This window comes from Thalassotalea loyana (genome assembly GCF_030161435.1).
GTDB lineage: Bacteria > Pseudomonadota > Gammaproteobacteria > Enterobacterales > Alteromonadaceae > Thalassotalea_G > Thalassotalea_G loyana.
In genome coordinates, this window is sequence record NZ_BSSV01000001.1 from 966372 (window position 1) to 991468 (window position 25097).

A 25097-nucleotide genomic window follows, 5' to 3' on the forward strand; every position below is an offset into this window, starting at 1 on the left:
GCTTTCCAATCATGTTTAATGGTTTTCCTGTTGGCACAAATATAAGAAATATTTAGTATCTTTATTAACCATATAACAAGAGCTTAACACAGAAGTCAGCGGTTTGGTTTGGCGTTGCTTAACTGCAATGTAGATAGCCTGTGCTTGCTGGAGTTTCATTAACTCACTTATTTCACTGGTGACTTGGGCTTGTCCTCGAGTATAAAAGTTGCCCGAAAATGGTTTTTTTTGCCAATAAACCACTGGTACATCAACATCGATATCTTGCAGTAAATATGCCTGTGTACTCTTTTGCCAGTACCCTGAACTGACATAACTTAAAAAGCTAACCAATAGTACTAAAGAAAGTACACTTGTGATTATCAACGAACGTTGGTTCTTTATCGTTAACGCAATAAGAATTGCGAAAGCAGGTAGTCCAGGCATGACATAAGCTGGAAGAATATTACCGGCTAGTGTAAACAACAACATAGGTGCAATACTAAAAGCGATAAGGTAGCTCGTTAATTCTTCAACTTTGATGTTTCTTATTTGATTGAATGATTGTGTAGGCGCTTTGAGCAACCAAAGAATGATAAACACAGACCAAGGGCATGCCATTGCGAGCCAAAAAAGCCAAATAGTGCCTTTTGCTTCATCGTGGGCTGTACCATATAAGTCGCCGCTCCAGCCCGGTTCAATAAATCGCAAGACATGCTCGCCCCAAAGAAAGTAAGACAAGAACCCCGGTGTTGCGTGCTCTGCCATAAGATACCAAGGTAACGTCATTGCCATAAATGACATCAGTCCGAGTAACCATGGCAATGAAGTAAAGGCTCGCCAAAAGACATTTTGATAAAGTGACCATGTCACTAGCGCTATGCCGATAATGACGACGGCCACAGGTCCTTTGATTAGCATGCCAAAGGCTAATGCCACAAAAAACACAATCCCTGAAACTACTGATCGTGTTTTAAACTGAACCCAAAAACTTATCATGGCGAGTGTTACTGAAAGCGTTAATAACGCATCTGTCATGACCATAGCTCCACCGACAATAAAGCCCAATGTGGAGCACAAAACGAGTGTGGTGATGACAGCGATTTCTTTGGTATAAAAGCGCTTAACAAAAATGAATGTTAGTGCCAAGGTTAATAAGGTTGCCAGAAAATGAGGCAGGCGAGCTGAAAATTCACTGACGCCCAAAATTTCGAAACTAATTGCACTTGCCCATGTGTGCATGGGCGGTTTTCCCCAAAACGGTGTTGTTTCATTGAACATTGGGGTTAGGTAATTATTCGTGTCCGCCATAATACGCGCGATATCACTATATCGGGATTCTGTTGTATCAAATAATGGGTACATACCAAGGGATAACAACCTAACCAATATCAGTGCAGTGATTAGCGCAATGAATATGCGCGTAGACGTTACAACTTGGCGCATTATTTAGTCCCTCTTACACGCACAAGTTTTGATGTTTGATGACTAATTTTTTCCATAACTAGGTACACTGGGCGCTGCTTGCTCTCTGTGTATATCCTGCCAACATATTCGCCCAGTAATCCTATTGCCATAAGTTGGGCGCCACCTAGCCATAATTGAATTAGCATTAGGGAAGGGTATCCAGCAACATCTATTTGAAAGAAAAGTGATTTCAATAAGATAAAGGCGCTGTAAATGAATGCAGACAAGGAAACGATACCGCCTAACCAGGTTGCTATTTTTAAAGGTTTGACACTAAATGAGGTGATACCCGATAGCCCGAGTTGAATAAGTTGGAGAAATGACCACTTGGTTTCGCCTGCAACACGTTCGGGACGATCAAATTCGATAAAAGTCTGCTTGTAGCCTGGCCATGCCATAATGCCCTTCATGTAGCGGTTTTTCTCAGGTAGTTTGTTAATGTCATCTATTACTCGGCGTGAAAGTAAGCGAAAATCACCGACATCAGTAGCTATGTCGACATCTGAGAGTTTGTTGAGTAATCGATAGTAAACATGAGCGCTTAGTTTCTTTAGGTAGGATTCACCAGCTCTATCTTTTCGGCGCATATTCACAACATCAAAACCTTGGCGCCACATATCGAGCATTTGAGGAATTAATGCTGGAGGATCTTGTAAGTCAGCATCAAGCAAAATGGCTGAATCACCTTTGCATAACTCTAATCCTGCGGTCATGGCCGCTTCTTTGCCAAAGTTTCGACTCAGGTTAATCAGCTCAACATTGGCATGTGTACAATCCAAGGCCTGCATTATTGCCCAGCTATTGTCTTTACTACCATCATTAATATAAACGATTTCAACAGTATCATTGGCTAGCAAAGCAAGTGTTTGCGTCAGTTCATGATGAAATTTTGCTAGCATTTCTTGTTCATTATAAACAGGAACAATGATTGACAAGGTGATCTGTTCAGCCACTGTTGGGGGCTCTTGATAAGATGATACAGGTGTGACTAATTGCATAGGGAATATTACCTCAAGATAAAGTTGTCGCTATTGTCTGTGAGGCAATGTCGAAAAAATGTCTCAAAAAATCGTGACGTTTTTTCGACATCGGCATCGATAAACTGTTGTTTATTTATAAATTAGTGGTTTGATGAAAGAAATTTATCGCTTTGCCATAGTTGGAGGCGGTGGCTTTATTGTTGATGCGTTGTGTTTTTATGGAATCTCATTATATTTTGACATGAATATCGTGGTCGTCCGCACGTTGGCATTTTGTGTTGCTATGATAGTAACGTGGCTAGGTAATCGCTATTTTACGTTTCACGCGTCCAGCCGCGTTAATGCGCTTCGTCAATTCATGAAGCATGCACTGACAGCCAGCAGCTCTTTTCTATTGAATTTGATAGGATTTATGGTGGTGTTAAAGGCAACCAATCTGGTGTCGGTTGCCTTTATCGTTGGTGTCTCGATTGCGTTTGTTAGCAATTACGCGGTTTCAAAATCAAAAGTCTTTGTTTGAAAGTTGATTTAAAAACTTGGCTTTCTTGCAACTAGGTGCACGGTTGAAGTCGCTCTTTCTAAAAACGCACCTTCGCAATATGCAAAATAATATAGCCATAAGCGCTTAAAGTTATCGTCATAACCGTGTTTATTGATTTCAGACCAGTTTGCTAAAAAGTTATCACGCCAGTGCGCGAGTGTTTTTGCGTAATCTAAACCAATATCGTCGAGCTGTTCAATGACCATATTGGTATGTTGGCAAATTTGCTGTGAAAGTAGGGTAATCGACGGTAAAAAGCCACCAGGAAAAATATAGCGTTGAATAAAGTCCACGTTATGCAGGTAATGATCTAAACGTTGGTCTGCAATCGTTATTGCTTGTATTAACATTTTGCCGTTTGGTTTTACAAGCGAATGGCATTGTTCGAAAAAGCTTTGCATGTACTCGTAACCAACGGCTTCGATCATTTCGATAGAAACAAGCTTGTCGTATTGGCCTTCAAGATTGCGATAATCTTCTTTGAGTAGCGTAACAAGATGCCCTAGGCCGGCTTGCTCTACTTGTGTTTTAGCATAGTCGTACTGTTCTTCCGAAATTGTTGTTGTCGTTACTCGGCAACCATAGTTTTTCGCCATATGGACAGCAAGGCCACCCCAACCAGTACCTATCTCAACAACGTGATCTTTGTCCGTTAGCTCCAGCCTTTGACAGATGGTATCGAGTTTATGCACTTGTGCCTGCTCGAGTGTTGCGTCTGATGATGGGTAGATAGCCGAAGAATACATCATGGTCTTGTCTAGGAAGCGTGTGTACAGTTCATTGCCAAGGTCGTAATGAGCAACAATATTTTTTTTGGAACCAGAATGAGAATTTCGGTTTAATCGGTGGAAAATGTGGTTCTTTATTTTACTCAATAACGATTTTTTACTGTCAATGTTGTCGGTGACTTGTTGTGCTCTTGCGAATATTCTGATGACATCGGTAAGGTTAGGGCTGTGCCACTTATGCTCAATAAATGCTTCAGCTACCCCAATGCTTCCGCCTTTGACGAAATCGACATATGCGCTTGCATCTTTAATATAAATTTTACCAATGAGAGGGCTTTTTCCTCCCTCGTTTCGCTTGTTGCCAAAGGTGTGAACTGTATTCCCTTCAACGATTTCCACGCAATCGCTTTGTAACTTGCTTAGTGCGTTAAAAACCAAGTCACGACAGCGCTTAGCTAGCCAATTTAGTTTAGTATTGGGTTGTATATTCGCGATGGATTCCATAAATTCCTCGGATACTTATTGTTCGCTATTTTTGGTTTGATACGGAACGAAAGGAATTCGTTTGGCGAATAATTTGAGGGCTTGATAATAAATGCCCGCAACAATTTTTAACGACATGTGTGGTAACGTACACCATACATTTAACAAATTCTTTTTCGAAAAAGCCACGCGTTGCATCGCAAGCGTTGCATCAAAAACCTTCTCTTTTTCTTCGTGTGTTATGTTTTCAATGTGAACAAGTAACTGCTCATTATTGTTTTGTGGAGGTTTGACACGCCAATGGTATTGCATCGCTAGATCTAAAAATGGCGAAACATGAAAAGACTTTTCCGTTGGCATTGTCTCTATCATATCCACTAAATAGTAATGACGCTTATTCCAAGGTGTATTGCTTACTTCGACTAACATATAGCGACAATTGTCATTTTCATCGTAGCAGAAGAAAAAATTAGCAGGGCTAAAATATAAGCCAAAACATCGAGCTTGAACAAGCATAACCACCTTGTTGCCCTGCCAGATACCACCTAAGGAGTTCACTTTTGAAGTAATACGCTCCTTGAGGTTGCCTGGTTCACCTTTTAGGTAATCTTTTTCCACGACGCGTATTGGCTTGTACCATTGGGTACCAAGAATACCTTGGTTTATGTCGCCTTGAAGTACCTCATCAACATCAAGTGCAAGCATGTAAAGGCGATAGTTGAAGGCATTTTTCGCAGGAAAATACCTACGATGCCTAACATTTCCTTGGTAAATTGCACTTTGACTACGAATACTCATTCTAATCGCCTACAAATGACAATCGAATCGTTTTGCAACGTCAACAGCACTTCGAACGCCATCTTCATGGAATCCATTGTACCAATAGGCGCCCGCGAAATGGGTATTGTTCAAGCCGCAAATTTGAGATCTTTTTTGCTGTGCTTGCATTGACTCGATACTAAAAATTGGGTGGTGATAAATAAACTTTCTTAGTACTTTTTCAGAGGCTATTGCTTCACTTTGGTTAAGCGTTACACAAAACGTCGTGTCGCTTTGTAGCCCTTGTAAAATATTCATGTTGTAAGTCACACTCGCAGGCTTTGATCTATCGTTGACTAACTGATAGTTCCAACTTGCCCATGCCGCTCTACGTTTTGGCAACAATTGTGTGTCTGTGTGAAGTACGACTTCATTTTCACTGTATGGCATTGCGCCGAGTACTTCTTGTTCTGCTGGGGTTCTATCATCGAGTAATTTCAACGCTTGGTCTGAGTGACAAGCTAACACTATCTCATCAAACTCATCGACTTTAACTTCGCTGTTTACCTCGTGGTGAACGAACACTTTTTCGTCTCGTCGCTCAATTCTTAGCAGCTTTGTGTTGAGTTTAATATTGTCTTTAAACGGCTCGATTAATGGCGTTATGTAACTGCGAGAGCCTTTAGGGATTACATACCATTGTGGTCTATCCGTGATATTTAATAGGCCGTGATTATGAAAGAACTGAACAAAAAACTTAAACTGGAATTGGTTCATTTGATCGATAGAGCTAGACCAAATTGCAGCGCCCATAGGCAAAATGTAATGCTGCGCGAAGAAATCACTGAAATTATTCTGTGATAAAAACTCCCCGAGGGTAAGTTGCTCATCATAGTTATTTTGTTCGTATACTGATTTGCACGCTTTGTTAAAGCGGACAATTTGTCTAATCAGATGCCAAAATTTAGGCCTTAATATGTTGCGTCGTTGTGCGAATAAGGTGTTTAAGTTATGGCCGTTATATTCTAATCCAGTTTGCGTATTGTGAACCGAGAAACTCATTTCTGTTTCTTGTTTGTTCATACCAAGCTTGGCGAGTAGTTTTAGAAAATTCGGATAAGTCTTATCATTAAAAACGATAAATCCAGTATCTATCGCATAATCTCGTCCTTGGTACTCGACGTCAACGGTCGCTGTGTGGCCACCAATATAATCGTTTTGTTCAAATACTGTCACATTGTGTTTTTGCGACAGTAAATGAGCGCTTGTCAAACCGGCAATGCCGGAGCCAATAATGGCGATATTCTTCATTTAGTTAGCCTCGATGATGCAAAAGCCTGCCACCAACGTGAAGGCAATAATGAAAATGTGTGAAGTAGTAAAGTCAGTTTTTTAGGAAATTGAAGATAGCGTTTACGTTTTTTCACCCCCTCGTAAATGCGCACTGCAGCTTCTTCACTACTAATTAAAAATGGCATATCAAAGTCGTTTTTGTCGGTCAGAGGTGTTTTGATAAAACCGGGATGAACTAAGGTGACGTCGATACGGTGTTTAGCTAGATCAATCGCTAATGAATTAGCTAAATAATCTACCCCTGCTTTTGATGCACCATATGCTTGTGCCTTAGGAAAGGGGACTAAACTAGCGCTTGAGCTAACAAACACCAGTTGAGGGTTACCTGCGTCTGGTGTTTTGGCCGGCGTTAGCTTGACAAGAAAGTTCGCCAGCATAGTTCCCATGCTTTTCAAGTTGACGTCGATAATTCTATCAAACAAGTCATCATCAAAGCGGATAGGGTCTTCGATGTACAAACAATCTCCAGCGTTAAGAATAATGATATCAAGCATGTTTACTTGTGCACTGGCTGATGCGACTTGCGCTTTGTTGGTCACGTCAAAGATTAACGGCGTAATATTGCCATATTCCGCTTGTAGCGCCTTTAAAGCTTCCTCGTTACGGCCACAAGCAAACACCTCATTTCCCGCTTTAGCGTATTGCTTGGCAAGTGAGAGCCCAATACCCGAACTGGCGCCAGTGATTAGTACTTTTTTCACGATTGTGCTCGCTGTTTGATGTAGCGGATAATGCGTCCCATTAACGGGATATGTTCATAGACCATAGCGCCTACATCTACATAATCTCTGTGATAAATAACACGCCCTTGTTCGCCAATAAGCTTTGTGTGCCCTTCAACCGTAATCGGTTTTGCCCCGTTGAGGCGTTTATGAATAAATGTCATTCGCCAATATACGGCTGCCTTGTTATCTTGGTGAATCACTTCGTCAATGTCGAATTGGCAACTGATAAGATTCGTATACAGGTTATCGAAATAGCTCCTGAGATCGTCTAGGCCAACAACAAGATGCATCGGGTCTTTAAAGGTGACCTGAGGATGATAAACCTGCGTCAGCAGCTCTAAATTATCAGTGCCTAATCTCTGATAAATATCAATAAATTGACTAAGCCAGTCCGGGTATGGGGATACATGACCATTGGATTGTCCATTTACGACGATGTTCGGTTGAAAGTTACTCGTATTTTCCATAGTTTATCGCGTATATTGTTTGTAAAAATCTAGCGCTTTCAATCGGGCTTGTTTGTGCTCAACGATTGCTGGCCAATAAATATCTAAATGATTTTCCGCAATATAGTCATGTGGAAAATGAATTTTTTTGTCTGGAATATCAGACAATTCTGGTAAATATTTACGGATAAATTTTCCTGTGGGATCAAACTTTTCACTTTGGCTGATTGGGTTGAAAACCCTAAAATAGGGTTGTGCATCACAGCCTGTACCAGCAGACCATTGCCAACCACCATTGTTTGCTGCAAAGTCACCGTCAACGAGTTTAGTCATGAAATAATGCTCGCCAATACGCCAGTCAACTAATAGGTGCTTAGTCAAAAAGCTCGCTACAATCATTCTTAGGCGATTGTGCATCCACCCTGTTTGATTAAGTTGTCTCATTGCGGCGTCAACAATTGGGTATCCCGTTCTGCCTTGCTTCCATGCTTCAATGTGCTCTACTTTATTGTGCCATGGCAAATCGTCATACTTGTCATTGAAGTTAGTATGTTTGATGAGATCAGGGAAGTGCCATAATAAATGGCGGTAAAACTCGCGCCAAATTAACTCATTTAACCAGCTAAAAGCTTGCGAGGGTTGCTGATGTAGGATATCGGGGTAGCTGTTTTGCAGCAATGCTAGCAGGTAACGTGGACTAATTGCACCAATACTTAAATAAGCAGAAAGTCCTGAAGTACCTTTGATTCCCGGGATATCTCTTTGGTCGTGATATTTATCTATTTTGGTTTGCAAAAACTCGGGAATAACGACAGCTTCAACATCCGTCGATAGTGGCCATTTACTCGAGTCTTGGCGAGTGATTTCCGGTAAAATGGGTTCAACTTCGTGCTCGTTAAACGATACAGACTCCTGTTTCGCTATGTAACTGAAACCATTATTTAATACGTAATTTAGCCAAGCCTTTTTAAAGGGAGTAAACACTTTAAACATAGCGCCTGAGTTGTTTCGAACTAAGCCTTTAGGGACGATAACATCCCCTTCAAATGCCATGATATTGATGCCAAGTTGTTTGAGTTTTTCGTCTCGATTACGCTCTCGTAACTCAAGCTCTTGATTAACAATTACTTGATTGCTTTGTATAGACTCAAGGTGGGTTAAAATAGTATCGATCTGACTGTTGTAGTCGCTCCCGTGAATGATGGTTAAATCGATCCCTAATTGTTTCAGCTGTGCATCTAACAGGGCTACATGGCGAAGAATTAAATCGACTTTAATTGGCGCCATGTGATGTTTCGACCATTCTTCAGGTGTCGCGATAAAGACTGCTTGTGTAACACCATGCGCTAGCGCATAGGCTACGGCAGGATTGTCGTGGACACGAAGATCATTTCTAAACCACAATAACAAAATACTTCCTCTAAAATGTTAAAAGCCTACCCGAAGGTAAGCTTTTATGTCGTTGGTTTAATACCCGTATCGAAGTTTTAATTGTTCCGGATATGGAGACAAATAAAACTGCTTGGCTAAATACGGCTTTGGAAAAGACAGTAGATAATGTTTAATTAACGTTAACGGCACCATTAAAGGCATCAAGCCTGTGCGATAAGCATCAATTTGTTGGCACAGCTCTTCTCGTTGTTCTTTCGACAAGTGATGAGAAAAATACCCTTGAATGTGCTGTAGTGTGTTCGCGTGTCCTTTGCGTGTTGCTTTGATCTTGAGCGCATTCATTAAACCACTAATGTAGGTTTGTGCCAGCTCATAAATTGACAACGAGTTGCCTGCAAGCAAACGTCCTAGTTCTTTGTACGCCTTTTGCGAGTGACTCATCACCGTGTATTTAAAGGTTGAGTGAAACTGAATAAGCTTGTGCTTCGTTATACCGCTTGCTTCTAGCTCTTGCCATTGGCGGTAGGCAAATACGCGAGCAACAAAGTTTTCTCGGATAATTGGGTCGTTCAATCGACCGTTTTCTTCACAAGGTAGTAGGGGATTCGCGTTCATGATCTCACGTGCAAAGATACCTACGCCATCAGAGGTAGCACCTTTGCCGTCTTCTCGATAAACCTTTACACGTTCCATACCACAGCTTGGGCTTTTAGCTGTAAAAATAAACCCACTAAATTGTTTTGCTATTTTTGCAACTCGTTTACCGTACGCCTCAAGCGCTTCGGTGATCTCACCTGTGCCGTCAGGGCGAGAGACTACAATTAAGTCATCTTTTCGTATCTGACGAATTGTTGGTCTTGGTACAGGTAAGCCGACTGCGACCTCTGGACAAAAGCTTCTATATTGTACGTGTTGTCCTAACTCTTTTACGCAAAAATGAGACGTTTTAGCACTTGCATCATATCTTACTTCTTTGCCTGTTAAACAGGCGCTGATGCCGATGTTTATTGGTTTTGCCATAACAAGCTCCTTCTATTTTATTAGTATAGAAATTGTGCAATTGGGTTCAATAATTTGTTGATGCCTTGGGTAAAGTGCTGCGCATCATCAGATACTGTAAAACACAAACAACCTTCTTCAGATACAGGGTGGTGTGTATGCTCTCCATCAAGCATAATAAAGTCCCCTGCAACGTATTCTCCCATATCGTCTTTGAAGCTGCCTGATAATAATAAGGTTAGCTCATAACCTTTGTGTGTGTGCTCAGGAACACTACCACCAGGTTCGATATTTAGTAGGCTTGAGCGAACTTTCCCTTCGTCGAGTTGGAAACGCGCTCGTGACAGTTTACCTATATTTGACCAACCCGTTGTCGGAATGTTACTGATTGCACGCGGCAAAACAACACTTTTACCTTTGATGTTCAAGGTTTTTTGCTCAGGTACTGAATGTGTCGCGACATCGTTTTGCTCAGTGATTTCACCGATCATGGCGTCATAGTCCAACTCACCAAACTCAGCTGTACCCGTTGAAGACTCGTTTATTTGCTCATCATTCACTTCAAAGCAAGCCTCAGCTCGTTGGTCTGTCAACGTTTCCACTTTAGCTGCGCAGTGAGGGCACATCTCAATATGCATGGCAATTGCAGCAGATACAGATACAGGCAAACTAGCTTCGACATATGATGCTAATAATTCTTCGCTAGGATGGTGTTTAATCATGGTCTGCTCCTATATGTTGCTTGAGCTTGGCTAATGCGAGTCTTAATCTTGATTTGATTGTTCCTAACGGAATGTTGAGCTGTTTAGATAGTTGCTCTTGTGACAACTCCATAAAGTAAACACCACGAATGACTTGTTGCTGCGCTTCAGGTAGCTTGTCAATGTGCGCCATAAGGTGTTGGTTTTCTAAGTGATCGCTATAGTCATCTTCTGAGCTCTGGTCACTTTCAATCAACGGCCAAATATCATCACTCAGGTTATCTTCTTTTTTTGCTTTGATTTTTCTTAATAAGTCAAAGCTTGCATTACGCATGATTGAATAAATCCATGTCGTAGGAGCGCCTTTGTCTGAGTGGAACAAATGCGCTTTACGCCAAACGTTCGTCATGGTCTCTTGCAGTATTTCACCAGCAAGTTGTGGGTTATTGAATTTCTGTGAACAAATGTTGGTGATTTTAGGCGCAAAGAATCGAAACAGATGTGTAAACGCCTGTTTGTCTCTGTTTTGAGCGACTTGTTCAAGCCATAATGTAAGCTGCGCTAAGTCAGTTTTTTCTTTCATCTTTATAGGTTTACTCTTAGCCTGGTCATTTGACAAGTTCTTTGTCATGACTTTTGCTGAGTTACCTTTTGGAATATCTGATGAATGACCCATGATTTGCATGAGAACCCCCAGTTGATCGTGTTAAAGTTCACTACGGGCCTAGGGGCTGTTTTAGATCACATTGTTTAATTATTTTTTACTCTATCGCGTTATTTAATATTCGAGTAATAAGGGTTTGTGTCTTATCTATTCCAGCTGGGTCGATAAGTTGATCTTTTTGTTTGAATTTAATAGGTAAAATCTCCAGCCAACGTGCGCACAGCCATGACAAATCTAAAACAATTTCTGGGTATAGATATTCGAGATCTTGGTTGTTTTGAAAGAGACGACCAAGCGTTACGGCAAGTTCGTGTTCGCTGCCAACCTCCTGTTGAGGCCAGAAAGGCTTTTCAATGACATCACCAATTTGCAGGAGTTCTTCATTTTGGAATGAGTCTAGAATGTTGACAAGCTTTTTACATTTTACTGTTATTAACAGCATACCGTTTTCGTCTTGATTAAAATCAATAATATCGACCCAGCTGCCCCATGTTGCATGTTGGCCTAGTGCTTGGTTTTGATATTTGATGACAAAACCTTGTGTTTCGTTGCAATTTTTTACCATGTTAAGGTAACGCTGCTCAAAAATTCTTAATTGAGTAACGCCCTCAGGCAATAAAAAAATTGGTAATGGAAAAATCGGTAGTTTCATAACAGCTAAAGTAAGTAATCGGTAACTGTTATACGCGAGTGACGTTTTTTTTGGTTCACCCTAAGGTGTGAATCTTTGAACAATATTGCCGCAAAAATAAAAAAGCCCCACAGTGTTGTGAGGCCCTAAGAAATTGACGTTATTCTGCGCTTTGCTTTGACTGAATAATTTCTTCGACAAGCGTTAGGCCTGATTTTTCACATGGAGGTAGGCTCTCTTCCGCTTTTGCAGATGATTCGGGCTTTTCTGGGAAGTGAAGCATATGCGCGCTCCATGTTAACCCTCCACCAAATGCTGGCATCAAGACATTGTCACCCGCGTTGATTTGACCTTCTTCAATGGCTTCTACTAATGCAACAAGGGCTGTAGCAGCCGACATATTGCCGTATTTCTCAATATTGACGAAAACTTTGTCTTTCGGCGTTTTTAATTTCTTTGCAAGTGAGTCAATAATGCGCAAATTCGCCTGATGTGGAACGACTAAATTGATATCGTCGTTGTTCATTTCAAGCTTTTCTAATGTTTTGTCACATGCTTGAGCCATACCAGCAACGGCTTTTTTGAAAATATCTTGACCTAAGAAATTCCACCAAGTGTGCCCTAGGATATGATCTTTGTTGGCATATTTAACACCTAATCCTCGCACGGCAAGAATGTCACGAGACTCGCCGAAGCAACCTAAAGATTCACCTAAAACACCTGACTTTTCATCACTCGCTTCTAGATAAAGTGCGGCTGCACCGTCTCCGAATAACACGGCTACGTCTCTATTTGACCAATCCATTACTTTTGAAATCACTTCTGCACCAATAATAAGTGCCGAGTTGATCGCACCAGATTTAATCATCGCTGTGGCGACACTTAAACTGTACATGCCACTGGTACACGCCGTGTTAACGTCCATGCAGGCTGCGTTAGTTGCGCCGAGTAAACGCTGAACATTCGATGCAGAATTTGGGCATTGCTCATCAAATGTTGTTGAACCGAAAACGATCATATCAACGTCTAGCGCTGTTTTACCGGCAACGGCGAGGGCTTCGGCACACGCAATGTGAGCAAGTTCACTAACATCAACATGTGAAACACGTCGTTCTTTCATGCCGGTCCGTGTGGTTATCCATTCATCGTTTGTTTCTAGAAACGTAGCTAGATCGTCGTTTGAAAGAATAGCTGGTGGCATGCATTTGCCCCAACCTTTAATCGCTGCGTATGTCATTAATTACCTACTGCTGAAAAACCTTCTCAAAGGTGAGAAGTAACCCTCAGGTTTTTTTATACTCAGTGAAAATTGACTCAAGCAATATTTCAATGGGTATTCGTTGTATTTAGCTATGTGTAGGATAGTTTTCTTTGCTTAAAATGTCTATCGAAAAGCCTGCATTTAGTGATTAAATGTTGGCAACGATTAACCTTCTTCAAGTAACTTTTTTTGGTAACGTACTGCTAGCATTCTCAGGATGTCCCGCCATGTAATGATGCCAAGTGCTTTATTTTCGGCATTGACGATAGGGAGGGCCGAAATATGATGGTCGTTGAATAAAACTGCCATTTCACCTAACGAGGTGTTAGGTAGGCAAGAGATGGGATTACGAGTCATCACCAAATGTACTTTTTTTGCTAAGATTCGTTCGTCTTCGCGTGTTTCTTTGGCACTGCCGATGGTTGGGCTAAGTTGCTTGTAGAGCTCTCGGTCGGTAATTAACCCAACAAGTCTATTGTCGTCGTCTAAGACGATTAAATGATGGAATTTATGCCTATCAAACAGTGTTTTTGCATCTCTAAGTGTACTATCTAACGTAAGGTAGATTAATTTTGTTGATATGTATTTAGTTAAATTCATGTCGCTTGTTACCTTAAGTATTTATAGACTCTCATCTTACGTTATTTGATAAACGTGACGTGCGTTTTGATAACTGAGTCGTTGCCATAATGTTTTATCACTGGCAAAAAGGTTGTGCAACATTTGCCAATATTCATGATAGGGCAAAGATAGTGTAATTAGTGGAAAGTTACTGGCTAACATAACTCGATCACGAGAGAAAACTTCAATACAGGTATTGATGATGTTTTCAAACCTAACAAAGTCAATATCACGGTTGTTTGCGTTTAACATTTCCTGTCCAGAACATTTAATGTAAACATTTTTAAAAGCGGATAGACGTTTGATATTGTTGAGCCACATATCATATCGATTAGCGTCACTTGGGCAGAAACCATGATGATTTATGACGATAGTGAAGTGCGGATCCTGTTCAAGGATGTCGATGAGGCTATCGACAACTTGGGTATGCTCCATGGCAAACTGTGCTTCAAATACTAGATTTTGTTTTGCAAGTTCACGTAAGTTTTGTTTCACATGTTCTTGGTACAAAAAGTCAGCGTCGATATCTTCTAAAATATATCGAACCCCCATTAGACATGGGTATGTCTTAAGTTGAGTAATATCTGAAATAAATTCAGTCTGTGATTTGGCAATATCGACGAAGGCTATTGCTTTAAACGAGAGTTTATTGTGTTCTTCCAGGTATGCTAGTTCTCGCCAAGGCTCTTTATTATCAAAGCCTGCTTCTATATGGACGAACCCTGCAATGTCCAACGATGAATGGCTTGTAAGGTTCGTTTCATCAAATGATCTTGAAATCACACTTTTGTCGGGCCAAAACGGCGGGTTGGCTTGTTTGAGCCAATGATAATCACCTAGTTCAATATTAAATAAATGAATATGTGGGTCGATGATTTTCATTATTGCGCAGTGTAACCGCCATCAATGACCTGAAGGCTTCCAGTAATGAATTTTGCATTTTCTGAACTCAAAAAGAACACGAGTTCAGCCACTTCTTCTGGCTGTCCTAGACGACCGAGAGGTTGCAAAGCTTCCTCTTCTTGATGAATGCTCGCCTTGTCTTCACCTGACTTTTCACAATAGTTATCAATTGCCTTGTGATATAGGGGAGTTTCTATTGTTCCTGGGCAAACAGCATTAGCTCGGATATTAAATTCTGCATAATCAAGCGCGGTTGTTTTCGCCATACTCGCCAACGCACTTTTACTCAAGTTATAAGCGAAAGAATTACGTTTACCGATAATCGCTTGATCTGATGACATCAGGATAATGGCACCATTTTTTGCAGCTTTCATACTCGGTAACACAGACTTAACAGCAGCGTAAGCGCCTTTGACATTGATGCTAAACACTTTATCTAGCGCTTCCTCAGATGTGTTTTCAATATTTGCTGAGAAGTGTATGCCTGCATTCGACACCAATACATCAATGGTGTGCTCTTTTGCAATCTTGTTAATAATAGCCTCAACTTGCTTCACGTCAGTAATATCGCACTGGTGGAACTCACCAACATTACTGCTGGTAATATCAAGGTTAAAAACCAGGTATCCTTCGGCGATAAATTTATTAACAATACTGAGGCCAATACCGGAACTTCCGCCGGTGACAATACATACTTTTTGAGTCATAAGCTGAGCTTTTACTAAATTTTTCGAAAAAGTAGCAATATGTGCTATCTAATTCAAGTAAATAAGGTTTTTGTTCGTTATAATAACGCCAAGAGTAAACAGGAGCTTATATGAAAGTTTGTGGCGTAGAAATCAAAGGCAATGATGCAGTTATTTGTATCATGTCATTAAAAATGGGGTTGTACGATATTCCAAAGGTAAGAGTGCCTAAATTAAGTGTTGGTGATGCTAGTGATGCAGAAGAGATGCGTCGCTTTCAATTTGCCTTTGCAAAGTTATTAGAAGACTATCAGGTCGATAAAGTAGTAATCAAAGGTCGCGCAATCAAAGGTAAGTTTGCCGGTGGTGCCGTTGGTTTTAAAATTGAATCAGCGATTCAGCTTATTGCCGATTTAGATGTTGAGATTATGGCGTCGGCTACTATCAAAAAGACTTTGGAGCGCTCTCAGGTCGCAATCGATTTTCGTGACACAGGGTTGAAAAACTATCAACAAACTGCATTTGAAACAGTCTTTGGTTATTTCGAAGGTCGTAACCAATAAAAAGAATTTTGGTTAGAAATGAAACGCACAATATGTGCGTTTTTTTATGCCTATTTTTCGGTGTTCTTGAGTTTCGTCTACTACGATATATCAATACCAATAGGTTTTTGCTCACTCAGCGAAAATTTAAAGGCGTATAGACAAAGCATAGCCTGCAGAGAATCGTTATTCCTTTGTTAATAGCTATAACGCAGTTTAAACACTTTTAAAACTCACTCTTTGGGAGCTCATCATGGAAACATTAATTGTCCTAAATTTAATTTACGTAGAATAACTCTGCCAAAGAAATTTATCTTGTTACTGTTCCTGAGATTCAGCTCTGAGCCGCGTAAAAACTTGATGGGATTGGTATTTAAGACAGAAAGTTTTCATTGATACCATGAAAGTACTTTATCAAAACAAATTTTCTTGCTTATAATGGTGTCAAAAGGTGGTAAGACCACTTAATAAAGACAAAGGAAAATATCATGCCAGAATATAAAGCTCCCTTGAGAGATACTAAGTTTGTAATGCAGGAATTACTTAACTGTAACGAGCATTATGCTCGTTTAGGTTATGAAGATGCGACGGAAGATATGATCGACGCAATCTTGACTGAAGCAGGTAAATTTACTGAGCAAGTATTAGCACCAATCAACCAGATTGGTGACGAACAAGGTTGTACTTGGAACGATGGCGATGTAACCACTCCTGACGGTTTTAAAGAAGCTTATCAACAATATGTTGAAGGTGGCTGGCCAACACTTTCACAAAGTGTTGATTTTGGTGGTCAAGGTTTACCACATTCATTAAATTCCCATATTGCTGAAATGGTTTCAGCGGCAAACCACTCGTTTGCAATGTACCCAGGTCTTAGCCACGGTGCGTTAGCTACATTAGAAGCTCACGGTACACCTGAGCAACAACAAATGTTTATGCCAAAACTTGTTGAGGGTACATGGACAGGTACTATGTGTTTGACAGAGCCACATTGTGGTACTGACTTAGGTATGCTGCGCACAAAAGCAGAATTAAATGACGATGGTACTTACTCACTATCGGGTACCAAGATCTTTATCTCTGCTGGTGAGCACGATTTATCAGAAAACATTGTTCATATTGTTATTGCTCGCATTCCGGGTTCTCCTGCAGGTACAAAAGGTATTTCGCTTTTTGCCGTACCTAAGTTCAATGTTACACCTGACGGTGAAAAAGCGGACCGTAACGGCGTAAACTGTGGTTCTATCGAGCACAAGATGGGTATCAACGCGAACGCAACTTGTGTAATCAACTTTGATAACGCAAAAGGCTACTTAATCGGTGAAGTCAATCGTGGTTTACATTGCATGTTTACCTTCATGAATGCAGCTCGTTTAGGTGTAGCCAATGAAGGTGTTGCTGCTGCAGATGCGTCTTACCAAGGTGCTTTAGCCTATGCTAAAGAACGCTTACAAATGCGTTCGTTATCGGGTCCTAAAAATCCGGAAGGTCCTGCCGATCCAATTATTGTTCATCCTGATGTTCGTCGTATGTTATTAACGCAAAAATCAATTGCTGAAGGCGGACGTGCATTTGTTGGTTACTTAGCGCAATTAGTTGATGAAGTTGAGCACGGTACTGACGAGAAACTTAACGCGGTTGCAGAAAGCAAGCTTGCGCTGTTAACACCAATTGCTAAAGCTTTCTTAACTGAAGTTGGTTTTGAGTGTACTTCTCATGGTGTTCAAATTTTTGGTGGTCATGGCTTCATTAAAGAGTGGGGCATGGAGCAATTAATGCGAGATACTCGTATTAGTATGTTATATGAAGGTACAACGGGTGTTCAGGCTATCGATTTATTAGGCCGTAAGATTTTAGGCTCTAAAGGTGAATTAATTAAGCCGTTTGCTGCCGAAGTGATGGCGTTCTGTCAAGAGCACGGTACTGACGATGACATGGCTGAGTTCATCAAGCCGATGATTTCGTTTGGTGTTAAATGGCAAGAAATGACCAAAGAAATTGGTATGAAAGCGATGACTAACCCAGATGAAATTGGCGCTGCATCCGTTGATTACTTAATGTATTCAGGCTACATGACCCTTGCTTACTTCTGGGCGAAAATGGCAAAAGTTGCACAAGATGCACTAGCTGCAGGTACAGAAGAGAAAGGGTTTTATGAAGCAAAAATCAAAACGGCTCAATTCTACTTCCAGCGTATTTTACCGCGCGTAAAAGGTCACGCGGCGTGTATCAACAATGGTGGCGAATCTATGATGTCACTGACAGCAGACGACTTCTTATTCTAGTCAATAAGAAGTTTCAAAAAAGGCAGCGATTAGCTGCCTTTTTTATTACGTGTAATTATTGATAATGCTTAGGCATTAGGCAGTTCTACAACAGTAAAAGAGGTATTATCTTCGCCATAAAAGTACACAGAACACCCTTGCCAGTTTTTTGGCAGTTTCCATTGTGATTGCTCATTTACGGTATATACATGTCGTTTGTTTCTGCATCTAACATCAAGTTTCGTCAGTCTTCCATCAACATTTTGAATCCCAAACGACTGTCTAGCTAACCGGTGAGCGACAGAATCTCTGTCTTTGATATTTAGTTGTCGTGTAATTGCATCAGGGCCGCTAATGAATTGTTCTATTGCTAATTTTTGCTTCTGATAACGCTCATGATTAGGTTTACTAATTTCCAAGGCTAAAAGTCTTTCAGTTGTTCTATGCGCGCTTGCAACATGTCCTGCGTCTAACTCAAGTAGAAGTTTTTTGTGAAGGGCAGGATATATATTTTGTTCAATATTAGCTCTTATAGATTTTTGTTGCGCCGTGAGTGTATCTTGGTCTCGGTAGGTCTTCTCGCCAGAAAAGTGTAATGCTTTATTTAAATGGTATAACTCTTGTTTTGGCTGCTGTTGAAAATTAGCGTATCTCGCTAGTGCGCTATGCTGATAAAAACTCTCAATACCCCGATAGATTTTATAGTTTTTTAATTTTGTGGCTAATTCCGAAAGTTTAGCGGCATCTTTGGCCTCAAGTGCTTCTGAAAAAGAGGCGTGGAGACGTAAAAACTTTTTTGAAACGCCGGTTCCTGAGTTATGTAACTTAAAATCCATGCGTATGCTATTTTTGCACTGGGTAATCGCTTTACCGTTTTCAGTTGCAGGTTGGAATTTCCACTTATTAAGGGCTTTTAAGGTTTCTCTTTCGAATCGACTAGAGCCAGAAGAATCTTCGACAACAGCGTCACTTACCTTGCCATTTGTATCGACTACAAAGCTGACAATTACCCAGCCTTCTTTGCTCTTTTTAGCTTCTTGAATTGGATATGTAGGGGGTACTCTTAGGATAGGTTTGGCATCTACTAATGTTGTGATGTGTTTAGCTAGTTTATTCTCCGTAGCGTTTACAGGGCCCGCGAGTAGCGTGAGCGCGAAAAGCGCGGTTAATTTTTTGAAATGCATCGTTCTTCCTTGATTTTTCTCATTATTTTTAAGCATATAAAAAAACAGGGTCAGAGTAAAATTACCCTGACCCTGCTGTAACATGTAGTTGCTAAGACTTATTCTGCAAGCGGACGCATGTGCGGGAATAAAATCACGTCTTTGATTGTTGGTGAGTCAGTAAATAACATGACTAAACGGTCGATACCAATACCTTCACCAGCCGTCGGTGGTAAACCATACTCTAATGCGTTGATGTAATCGTCATCAAAGTGCATAGCTTCATCGTCACCTGCGTCTTTTTCTTCAACTTGTTTGCGGAAACGCGCTGCTTGATCTTCTGCGTCGTTAAGCTCAGAGAAACCATTCGCTAACTCACGACCACCAACGAAGAATTCGAAACGGTCAGTGATAAATGGATTTTCATCGTTGCGGCGAGCAAGTGGTGATACTTCCCACGGGTATTCAGTGATGAAGGTTGGTTGGTCTAATAAATGCTCAGCAACTTCTTCGAAGATTTCACAGATGTACTTACCTGGGCCCCAAACCTTAGCTGCGTCACCTTCTTTTACGTGAACTTTCTTCGCTAATGCTTTGATTTGGTCAAAGTTGTTTTCCGGATCGCGAAGTGCTGCTTCGTCATCGCTTGTCACTACACCGTCTTCAGCGTATTTTACGATGGCATCAACCATTGATAAACGCTGGAACGGCTTACCGAAATCGTAGAACTTCTCTTCAACAACTTCACCTTCAGCATTTTTTACTGTGTTACGGATAACTGTAGTACCCATAACATCTTCAGCTAATGTGCGTAACATGTCTTCTGTTAAGTTCATTAGGTCTTTGTAATCTGCGTACGCTTGGTAGAATTCGATCATGGTGAATTCTGGATTATGACGCGTTGATAAACCTTCATTACGGAAGTTACGGTTAATCTCGAAAACCTTTTCGAAACCACCAACAACTAAACGCTTTAGGTATAGCTCAGGAGCGATACGCATAAACATTTGTACGTCTAACGCGTTATGGTGTGTGACGAATGGTTTGGCTGTTGCACCACCAGGAATCGTCTGTAGCATTGGCGTCTCAACTTCCATAAAGTCACGCTCAGCTAGGAAGCGGCGGATACCATCAACAATTTTTGAACGAACTTTAAATGTTTCGCGTGTGTCTTGGTTGATGATTAAATCAACGTAACGTTGGCGGTATTTCGTTTCAACGTCTGATAAACCGTGGAACTTCTCTGGTAATGGACGAAGTGACTTCGTTAATAACTGGTATTCGTTCATGTTAACGTATAGGTCGCCTTTGCCTGATTTGTGCAAAGTACCTGTTACACCAATGATATCACCGATGTCTAATACGCCACCAAGGTTGGCTTTAATTTCTTTTTGAACTGTTTTGTCTGCGTATGCTTGGATACGACCTGACATATCTTGTAGCACAAGGAATGGGCCACGTTTAGCCATGATACGACCAGCAATCGAGTAAACATCTGATTCAGCTTCAAGCGTCTCTTTATCTTTATCACCGTGTGCAGCTTGTAAATCAGCTGCATAGTGTTTTCGATCAAACGTATTTGGATGGCCGTTGGCGTCACAGTTTTCTCGAATTTGCGCTAATTTGCCGCGACGTTCGGCAATTAATTTGTTTTCGTCTTGTTTTGCTTGGTCTGTCATTTTCAGTCTCAAACTAGGTTAATAAATGAAAGCAAAGGCTTTCTCTTCAATAATATGGCTTATAAGCCTGACTTTAATGATGCTTCGATAAATTTATCTAAATCACCATCAAGTACTGCTTGTGTGTTGCGATTTTCAACACCTGTTCGTAAGTCTTTAATACGGCTATCGTCTAATACGTATGAGCGTATTTGGCTGCCCCAACCAATATCTGACTTACCTTCTTCAAGGGCTTGTTTGTCTTCGTTTTGCTTTTGAATTTCCATTTCATATAACTTGGCTTTCAAAAGCTTCATCGCTGTTGCACGGTTTTTGTGTTGCGAGCGATCTGCCTGACAAGCTACTACGGCGCCCGTTGGAATGTGGGTCAATCGAATAGCTGAATCTGTTTTGTTTACGTGTTGACCGCCAGCGCCAGAAGCACGGAAAGTATCAACGCGTAAGTCCGCTGGGTTAATGTCGATTTCAATGTTGTCATCAATTTCAGGGTAGATAAACGCCGAAGCAAATGATGTGTGGCGACGACCGCTTGAATCAAACGGTGATTTACGTACCAAACGATGAACACCTGTTTCTGTGCGCATCCATCCATAAGCATAGTCACCAGAAAATTTAATCGTACAACCTTTTATTCCTGCAACATCACCATCTGAAACTTCAAGAACTTCCGTCTTAAAGCCGTGAGATTCACCCCAACGCAAGTACATACGCATTAGCATCTCAGCCCAGTCTTGCGCTTCGGTACCACCAGAACCTGACTGAATGTCTAAGTAACAGTCACTTTCGTCAGAGTCACCTGAAAACATTCGACGAAACTCTAAGGTGTTGAGTTTCTCATCTAGTCCGTCAACTTCTGCTTGCGCATCCGTGAAGGTCTCTTCGTCTTCTTCTTCAATTGCTAGTTCAACTAACCCTTCAACGTCGTCACAACCTGACTCAAGTTGGTCAACGGTATGAACAACAGCTTCAAGTGATGCGCGTTCTTTACCTAATGCTTGAGCACGTTCAGGCTCATTCCAAATTTCAGGTAATTCTAATTCACGACATACTTCAACTAGGCGCTCTGACTTCACATCGTAGTCAAAGGTACCCCCGAAGCATGGTGGTGCGCTCACGAATATCTTTTAATTTGTTCAGTACAGGGTTTACTTCAAACATTTTGCCTTGCAATTCCAATTGAAAACAGCGGATAAAATAGTCGCGCATTGTAGCGTAAATAGCGCGTCAAATAAACGGTTATGAGTGTCTGATTATGGTTCTAATTGAACTTTTTTCTTTCAGCTAAAAACCGTGACTAAATCGCTTCAAGGTTTTCCACCATTAATTGAAGGTTTTTCCGTCCGCGAAATTCGTTAATATCAAGTCGATAAGCCAAGTGGACTTTACTCGCGTGATGATTTGGCCAAGCTTTAATATCAACGTTAAACGCGATTGCATCAAACGCGACACCATCTTTTTGCACCATGAGCTTTAGGTGTTTTTCGCCGACAATACGTTGCTGCAGTATAACGAATTCGTCATCAAATAAAGGCTCAGGAAAGCGTTGTCCCCATGGACCAGCATCTCGAATTATTTGAGCGAAGTCGATTGTCATTTCTGTGATAGGTAATTGCCCATCCGACAACAGCTTTCCTTGAAAGTCCTCTTCTTTGATCCACTGTCCAGCATATTGACTAAATAACGTTTGGAATTCGTCAAAACGCTCTACATTTATTGATAATCCCGCCGCCATCGCGTGGCCACCAAATTTTATGATTAAACCTTCATGTTGACCAGAGATGTGCTCAAGCAAATCCCTAATATGTAACCCCTCAATCGAGCGCGCTGAACCTTTTATTTCTTTGGTATTCTCGTCACTTGCAGGCGCAAATACGATAGTTGGGCGGTGGAACTTTTCTTTTATTCTCCCCGCAACAATGCCGATAACGCCTTGGTGCCAGTCTTTTTGATAAAGCGCGATGGCAAAGGGAAGGTTATCTTGATTAAAGCTCAAACGACTCATGATTGCTTCAGCTTCTACTTGCATCCCTTGTTCTATTTCACGTCGGCTTTTATTTAAACCATCGAGCTCAGTCGCCATCATTCGAGCGCTACTGATGTCATTAGCAAGCAAACAGTTAATGCCAAAGGACATATCATCTAAACGTCCGGCAGCGTTAATTCTTGGTCCTAAAGCGAAGCCAAAGTCACTCGCAACCAGTTGGCTTTGATCACGTTTTGCTATTTCAATTAACGCCTGGATTCCAGGTCTTGTAACACCTGCACGAATTCTATTGAGACCTTGTTGGACTAAAATTCTATTGTTGGCATCGAGTGGTACAACATCGGCAACCGTGCCCAGTGCCACCAAGTCCAATAATTGGGCAATATTAGGTTCGCTAATTCCAACGTCCGCAAAGTAGTTATTTTCTCGCAGGGTTTTGCGCAGTGATAACATCAAGTAGAAGGCAACGCCCACACCTGCAAGCGCCTTTGACGGAAACTGACATGACTCGAGATTGGGGTTAACAATAGCGTCGGCTTTCGGCAGGCGGTTTCCTGGCAAATGATGGTCGGTAATGATAACGGTAAGGCCTAAGGCTTTTGCTCTTTCAACACCCGCGTGGCAACTAATGCCGCTATCAACCGTAATTAACGTTTTAGCACCTTGCTGATAAGCTATTTCAACAATTTCAGGTGACAAGCCATAGCCATATTCAAAACGATTTGGCACTAAAAATTCATGGTTTTGATAACCGAATAAACTCAAACCTTCCATCATTAACGCTGTTGATGTCGCGCCATCAGCATCAAAGTCACCGATAATAAAAATGCGCTGGTTTTCTAACATCACCTTATGCAGAATCTCACTTGCATCTTGAATTCCTTCTAGTGCATTTACATCCGCTAAATTTGATACTTGTAGGTTAAGTTCAGTGTCACCACTAACCCCGCGCTGCGCATAAATTTGTTTTATTATCGGGTGAAGGTTTGTCGATATGTGGCTATCAGAAACTGGGATACGTTGAATTATTTGTTTTTGCATTTAACTAACTAGATGAAGAGCGATGTTGGTGCCCTTCCTAAAAATCGGTACTCGTTTAAGCCTACGGGAATTTATAAAAAAAAACGAGAGCTAGGCTCTCGTTTTTGGGAATTTGTTAGAAAACCTAAATCTAGGTTAGATTTAAATGCTATCTAATAATGCTTTTAAATCTGCTGGTGGGCGGTAACCACTTAACATTGTGCCATTATCAAGAATTATCGCAGGTGTACCTGTAACACCAACTTGACGACCAAAGTTAAATTCATCTTCAACAGGCGTTTCACAGATTCGAAGCGATACACTTGCACCGTCTTTTGCACGCGTTAATGCTTTAGTTGGATCTTCGTTACACCAAATTGAGCGAAGATCTTTATAACCATTAGTGAACTCTCCGTAACGATTCGTAATTCCTTCACGAGGGTAGGCGAGATAACGAACCGTAATTCCTAAGTCGTTATATTTCTCCATCTCTTTGTGCATTTTGCGGCAATAAGAACAGGTGATATCAGTAAACACAGTGACAACATGTTTCTCATTTTTTGCCGGGTAAACAATCATATCTTTGGTGAACTTTGCCATACCGTCGATACGCATTTGAGCAAGGGTTGTTTCACTATGGTTAACAACGTTGCCGGATAATCCGTATAATTTACCCTGAATGAAAAACTCGCCTTTTTTATCGCTGTAAAATAATCCTGCTTCAGTGATTAATTCGTATAAGCCTTCCATAGGTGCTTCTTGAACTTGGCTTACAGTTAATCCAAGTTTTTGATTGATTTGTGCTTTTACTGCTTGCTCTTCAGCGCTAGTTAGTTGTGCGTGAGCTGGAAAAGATAACAGCGAATGACCTAATAAAATGCTTGCAGAAACGGTAGCAAGTAGTGCTTTTTTTAACATTAAAAAAACCTATGTTGATTGACTTATTCTGATAAGACCGAAAATTCGAGGATAAAATTACCGTTAATAGCTATTAAATGCAATCGAAGAAGCTTGCTGTTAACAAATTGTCGATAATTTGTTTCGTCTGATTAACGAACAATAGTGCTGGCGCACAGAACGCTGATTTTGCTAAACTGCGCGCAATTAATTTAGGTGGCTTAAACAT

General features: G+C 41.0%; 24 protein-coding genes. 3 read left to right on the top strand and 21 right to left on the bottom strand.

Features of this window, described 5'->3' with window-relative positions:
* Window positions 1–15: 15 nt before the first annotated feature.
* Window positions 16–1425: an ArnT family glycosyltransferase gene (locus QQK05_RS04185; protein WP_284296186.1), complete on the bottom strand. Its 1410-nt coding sequence runs from the start codon at window positions 1423–1425 to the stop codon at window positions 16–18.
* A complete protein-coding gene (locus QQK05_RS04190; protein ID WP_284296187.1) occupies window positions 1425–2444 on the bottom strand; it encodes a glycosyltransferase family 2 protein in 1020 nt (339 codons plus the stop codon). The genes QQK05_RS04185 and QQK05_RS04190 overlap by 1 nt, the downstream gene beginning before the upstream one ends.
* Before the next feature lie 133 nt (window positions 2445–2577).
* On the opposite strand from QQK05_RS04190, the gene QQK05_RS04195 reads away from it, so the two are divergent.
* Complete coding sequence (locus QQK05_RS04195) at window positions 2578–2946, top strand: GtrA family protein (RefSeq protein ID WP_284296188.1); 369 nt, start codon at window positions 2578–2580, stop codon at window positions 2944–2946.
* An 8-nt stretch (window positions 2947–2954) separates the two neighbouring features.
* Here the strand turns inward: QQK05_RS04195 and QQK05_RS04200 are convergent, their stop codons facing one another.
* From QQK05_RS04200 to QQK05_RS04265, 14 genes are all read right to left on the bottom strand, one after another.
* Window positions 2955–4199 carry an SAM-dependent methyltransferase gene (locus QQK05_RS04200; protein ID WP_284296189.1) on the bottom strand — a complete coding sequence of 415 codons (1245 nt, stop codon included), beginning with the start codon at window positions 4197–4199 and terminating at the stop codon, window positions 2955–2957.
* Between the two features lie 15 nt (window positions 4200–4214).
* The gene (locus QQK05_RS04205) at window positions 4215–4976 is read right to left on the bottom strand and encodes a DUF1365 domain-containing protein (RefSeq protein ID WP_284296190.1); all 762 of its coding nucleotides are present in this window, start codon (window positions 4974–4976) and stop codon (window positions 4215–4217) included.
* 9 nt (window positions 4977–4985) lie between these two features.
* Window positions 4986–6248, bottom strand: coding sequence for an NAD(P)/FAD-dependent oxidoreductase (locus tag QQK05_RS04210; RefSeq protein ID WP_284296191.1), 1263 nt, complete (start codon window positions 6246–6248; stop codon window positions 4986–4988).
* Window positions 6245–6991 (bottom strand): SDR family NAD(P)-dependent oxidoreductase, encoded by a 747-nt coding sequence (locus QQK05_RS04215; protein WP_284296193.1) that lies wholly within the window; start codon window positions 6989–6991, stop codon window positions 6245–6247. Before QQK05_RS04215 ends, QQK05_RS04210 begins: the two co-directional genes overlap by 4 nt.
* Window positions 6988–7482 (bottom strand): nuclear transport factor 2 family protein, encoded by a 495-nt coding sequence (locus QQK05_RS04220; protein ID WP_284296194.1) that lies wholly within the window; start codon window positions 7480–7482, stop codon window positions 6988–6990. The genes QQK05_RS04215 and QQK05_RS04220 overlap by 4 nt, the downstream gene beginning before the upstream one ends.
* 3 nt (window positions 7483–7485) lie before the next feature.
* Window positions 7486–8874 (bottom strand): deoxyribodipyrimidine photo-lyase, encoded by a 1389-nt coding sequence (gene phrB / locus QQK05_RS04225; protein ID WP_284296444.1) that lies wholly within the window; start codon window positions 8872–8874, stop codon window positions 7486–7488.
* A gap of 54 nt (window positions 8875–8928) precedes the next feature.
* Entirely contained in the window at window positions 8929–9873 is a 945-nt protein-coding gene (locus tag QQK05_RS04230) for a YbgA family protein (protein ID WP_284296195.1), read from the bottom strand.
* Between the two features lie 20 nt (window positions 9874–9893).
* Window positions 9894–10574 (bottom strand): ChrR family anti-sigma-E factor, encoded by a 681-nt coding sequence (locus QQK05_RS04235; protein WP_284296196.1) that lies wholly within the window; start codon window positions 10572–10574, stop codon window positions 9894–9896.
* Complete coding sequence (locus QQK05_RS04240; RefSeq protein ID WP_284296197.1) at window positions 10567–11238, bottom strand: sigma-70 family RNA polymerase sigma factor; 672 nt, start codon at window positions 11236–11238, stop codon at window positions 10567–10569. The genes QQK05_RS04235 and QQK05_RS04240 overlap by 8 nt, the downstream gene beginning before the upstream one ends.
* A gap of 76 nt (window positions 11239–11314) precedes the next feature.
* Window positions 11315–11869, bottom strand: a complete 555-nt coding sequence (locus tag QQK05_RS04245; RefSeq protein ID WP_284296198.1) for an LON peptidase substrate-binding domain-containing protein — start codon at window positions 11867–11869, stop codon at window positions 11315–11317.
* A gap of 139 nt (window positions 11870–12008) precedes the next feature.
* Window positions 12009–13085, bottom strand: coding sequence for a ketoacyl-ACP synthase III (locus QQK05_RS04250; RefSeq protein ID WP_284296199.1), 1077 nt, complete (start codon window positions 13083–13085; stop codon window positions 12009–12011).
* 189 nt (window positions 13086–13274) lie between these two features.
* Entirely contained in the window at window positions 13275–13709 is a 435-nt protein-coding gene (locus tag QQK05_RS04255) for a CBS domain-containing protein (protein WP_284296200.1), read from the bottom strand.
* A 36-nt stretch (window positions 13710–13745) separates the two neighbouring features.
* The gene (locus QQK05_RS04260; protein WP_284296201.1) at window positions 13746–14612 is read right to left on the bottom strand and encodes an amidohydrolase family protein; all 867 of its coding nucleotides are present in this window, start codon (window positions 14610–14612) and stop codon (window positions 13746–13748) included.
* Entirely contained in the window at window positions 14612–15340 is a 729-nt protein-coding gene (locus tag QQK05_RS04265) for an SDR family NAD(P)-dependent oxidoreductase (protein ID WP_284296202.1), read from the bottom strand. The genes QQK05_RS04260 and QQK05_RS04265 overlap by 1 nt, the downstream gene beginning before the upstream one ends.
* A 110-nt stretch (window positions 15341–15450) precedes the next feature.
* Between QQK05_RS04265 and QQK05_RS04270 the strand changes: the two genes are divergently transcribed.
* Both QQK05_RS04270 and QQK05_RS04275 read left to right on the top strand, forming a co-directional pair.
* Window positions 15451–15882 carry a DUF3010 family protein gene (locus QQK05_RS04270; RefSeq protein WP_284296203.1) on the top strand — a complete coding sequence of 144 codons (432 nt, stop codon included), beginning with the start codon at window positions 15451–15453 and terminating at the stop codon, window positions 15880–15882.
* 467 nt (window positions 15883–16349) lie between these two features.
* A complete protein-coding gene (locus QQK05_RS04275; RefSeq protein WP_284296204.1) occupies window positions 16350–18146 on the top strand; it encodes an acyl-CoA dehydrogenase C-terminal domain-containing protein in 1797 nt (598 codons plus the stop codon).
* Window positions 18147–18214: 68 nt separating this feature from the next.
* Here QQK05_RS04275 and QQK05_RS04280 read toward each other — a convergent pair whose 3' ends face one another.
* From QQK05_RS04280 to dsbC, 5 genes are all read right to left on the bottom strand, one after another.
* Window positions 18215–19393 (bottom strand): energy transducer TonB, encoded by a 1179-nt coding sequence (locus tag QQK05_RS04280; protein ID WP_284296205.1) that lies wholly within the window; start codon window positions 19391–19393, stop codon window positions 18215–18217.
* A gap of 14 nt (window positions 19394–19407) precedes the next feature.
* A complete protein-coding gene (lysS, locus tag QQK05_RS04285; protein WP_284296206.1) occupies window positions 19408–20967 on the bottom strand; it encodes a lysine--tRNA ligase in 1560 nt (519 codons plus the stop codon).
* A gap of 59 nt (window positions 20968–21026) precedes the next feature.
* Window positions 21027–22125 (bottom strand): peptide chain release factor 2 gene (gene prfB / locus QQK05_RS04290; RefSeq protein ID WP_284296207.1). Its coding sequence is split into 2 segments (ribosomal slippage): window positions 21027–22049 and window positions 22051–22125, totalling 1098 coding nucleotides; the frame shifts between segments, so codons are not numbered across the junction.
* Window positions 22126–22261: 136 nt separating this feature from the next.
* On the bottom strand, window positions 22262–23992 hold the full coding sequence (gene recJ / locus QQK05_RS04295; RefSeq protein ID WP_284296208.1) for a single-stranded-DNA-specific exonuclease RecJ: 1731 nt from the start codon (window positions 23990–23992) through the stop codon (window positions 22262–22264).
* Between the two features lie 141 nt (window positions 23993–24133).
* Window positions 24134–24889, bottom strand: a complete 756-nt coding sequence (gene dsbC, locus QQK05_RS04300; RefSeq protein WP_284296209.1) for a bifunctional protein-disulfide isomerase/oxidoreductase DsbC — start codon at window positions 24887–24889, stop codon at window positions 24134–24136.
* Window positions 24890–25097 lie beyond the last annotated feature (208 nt).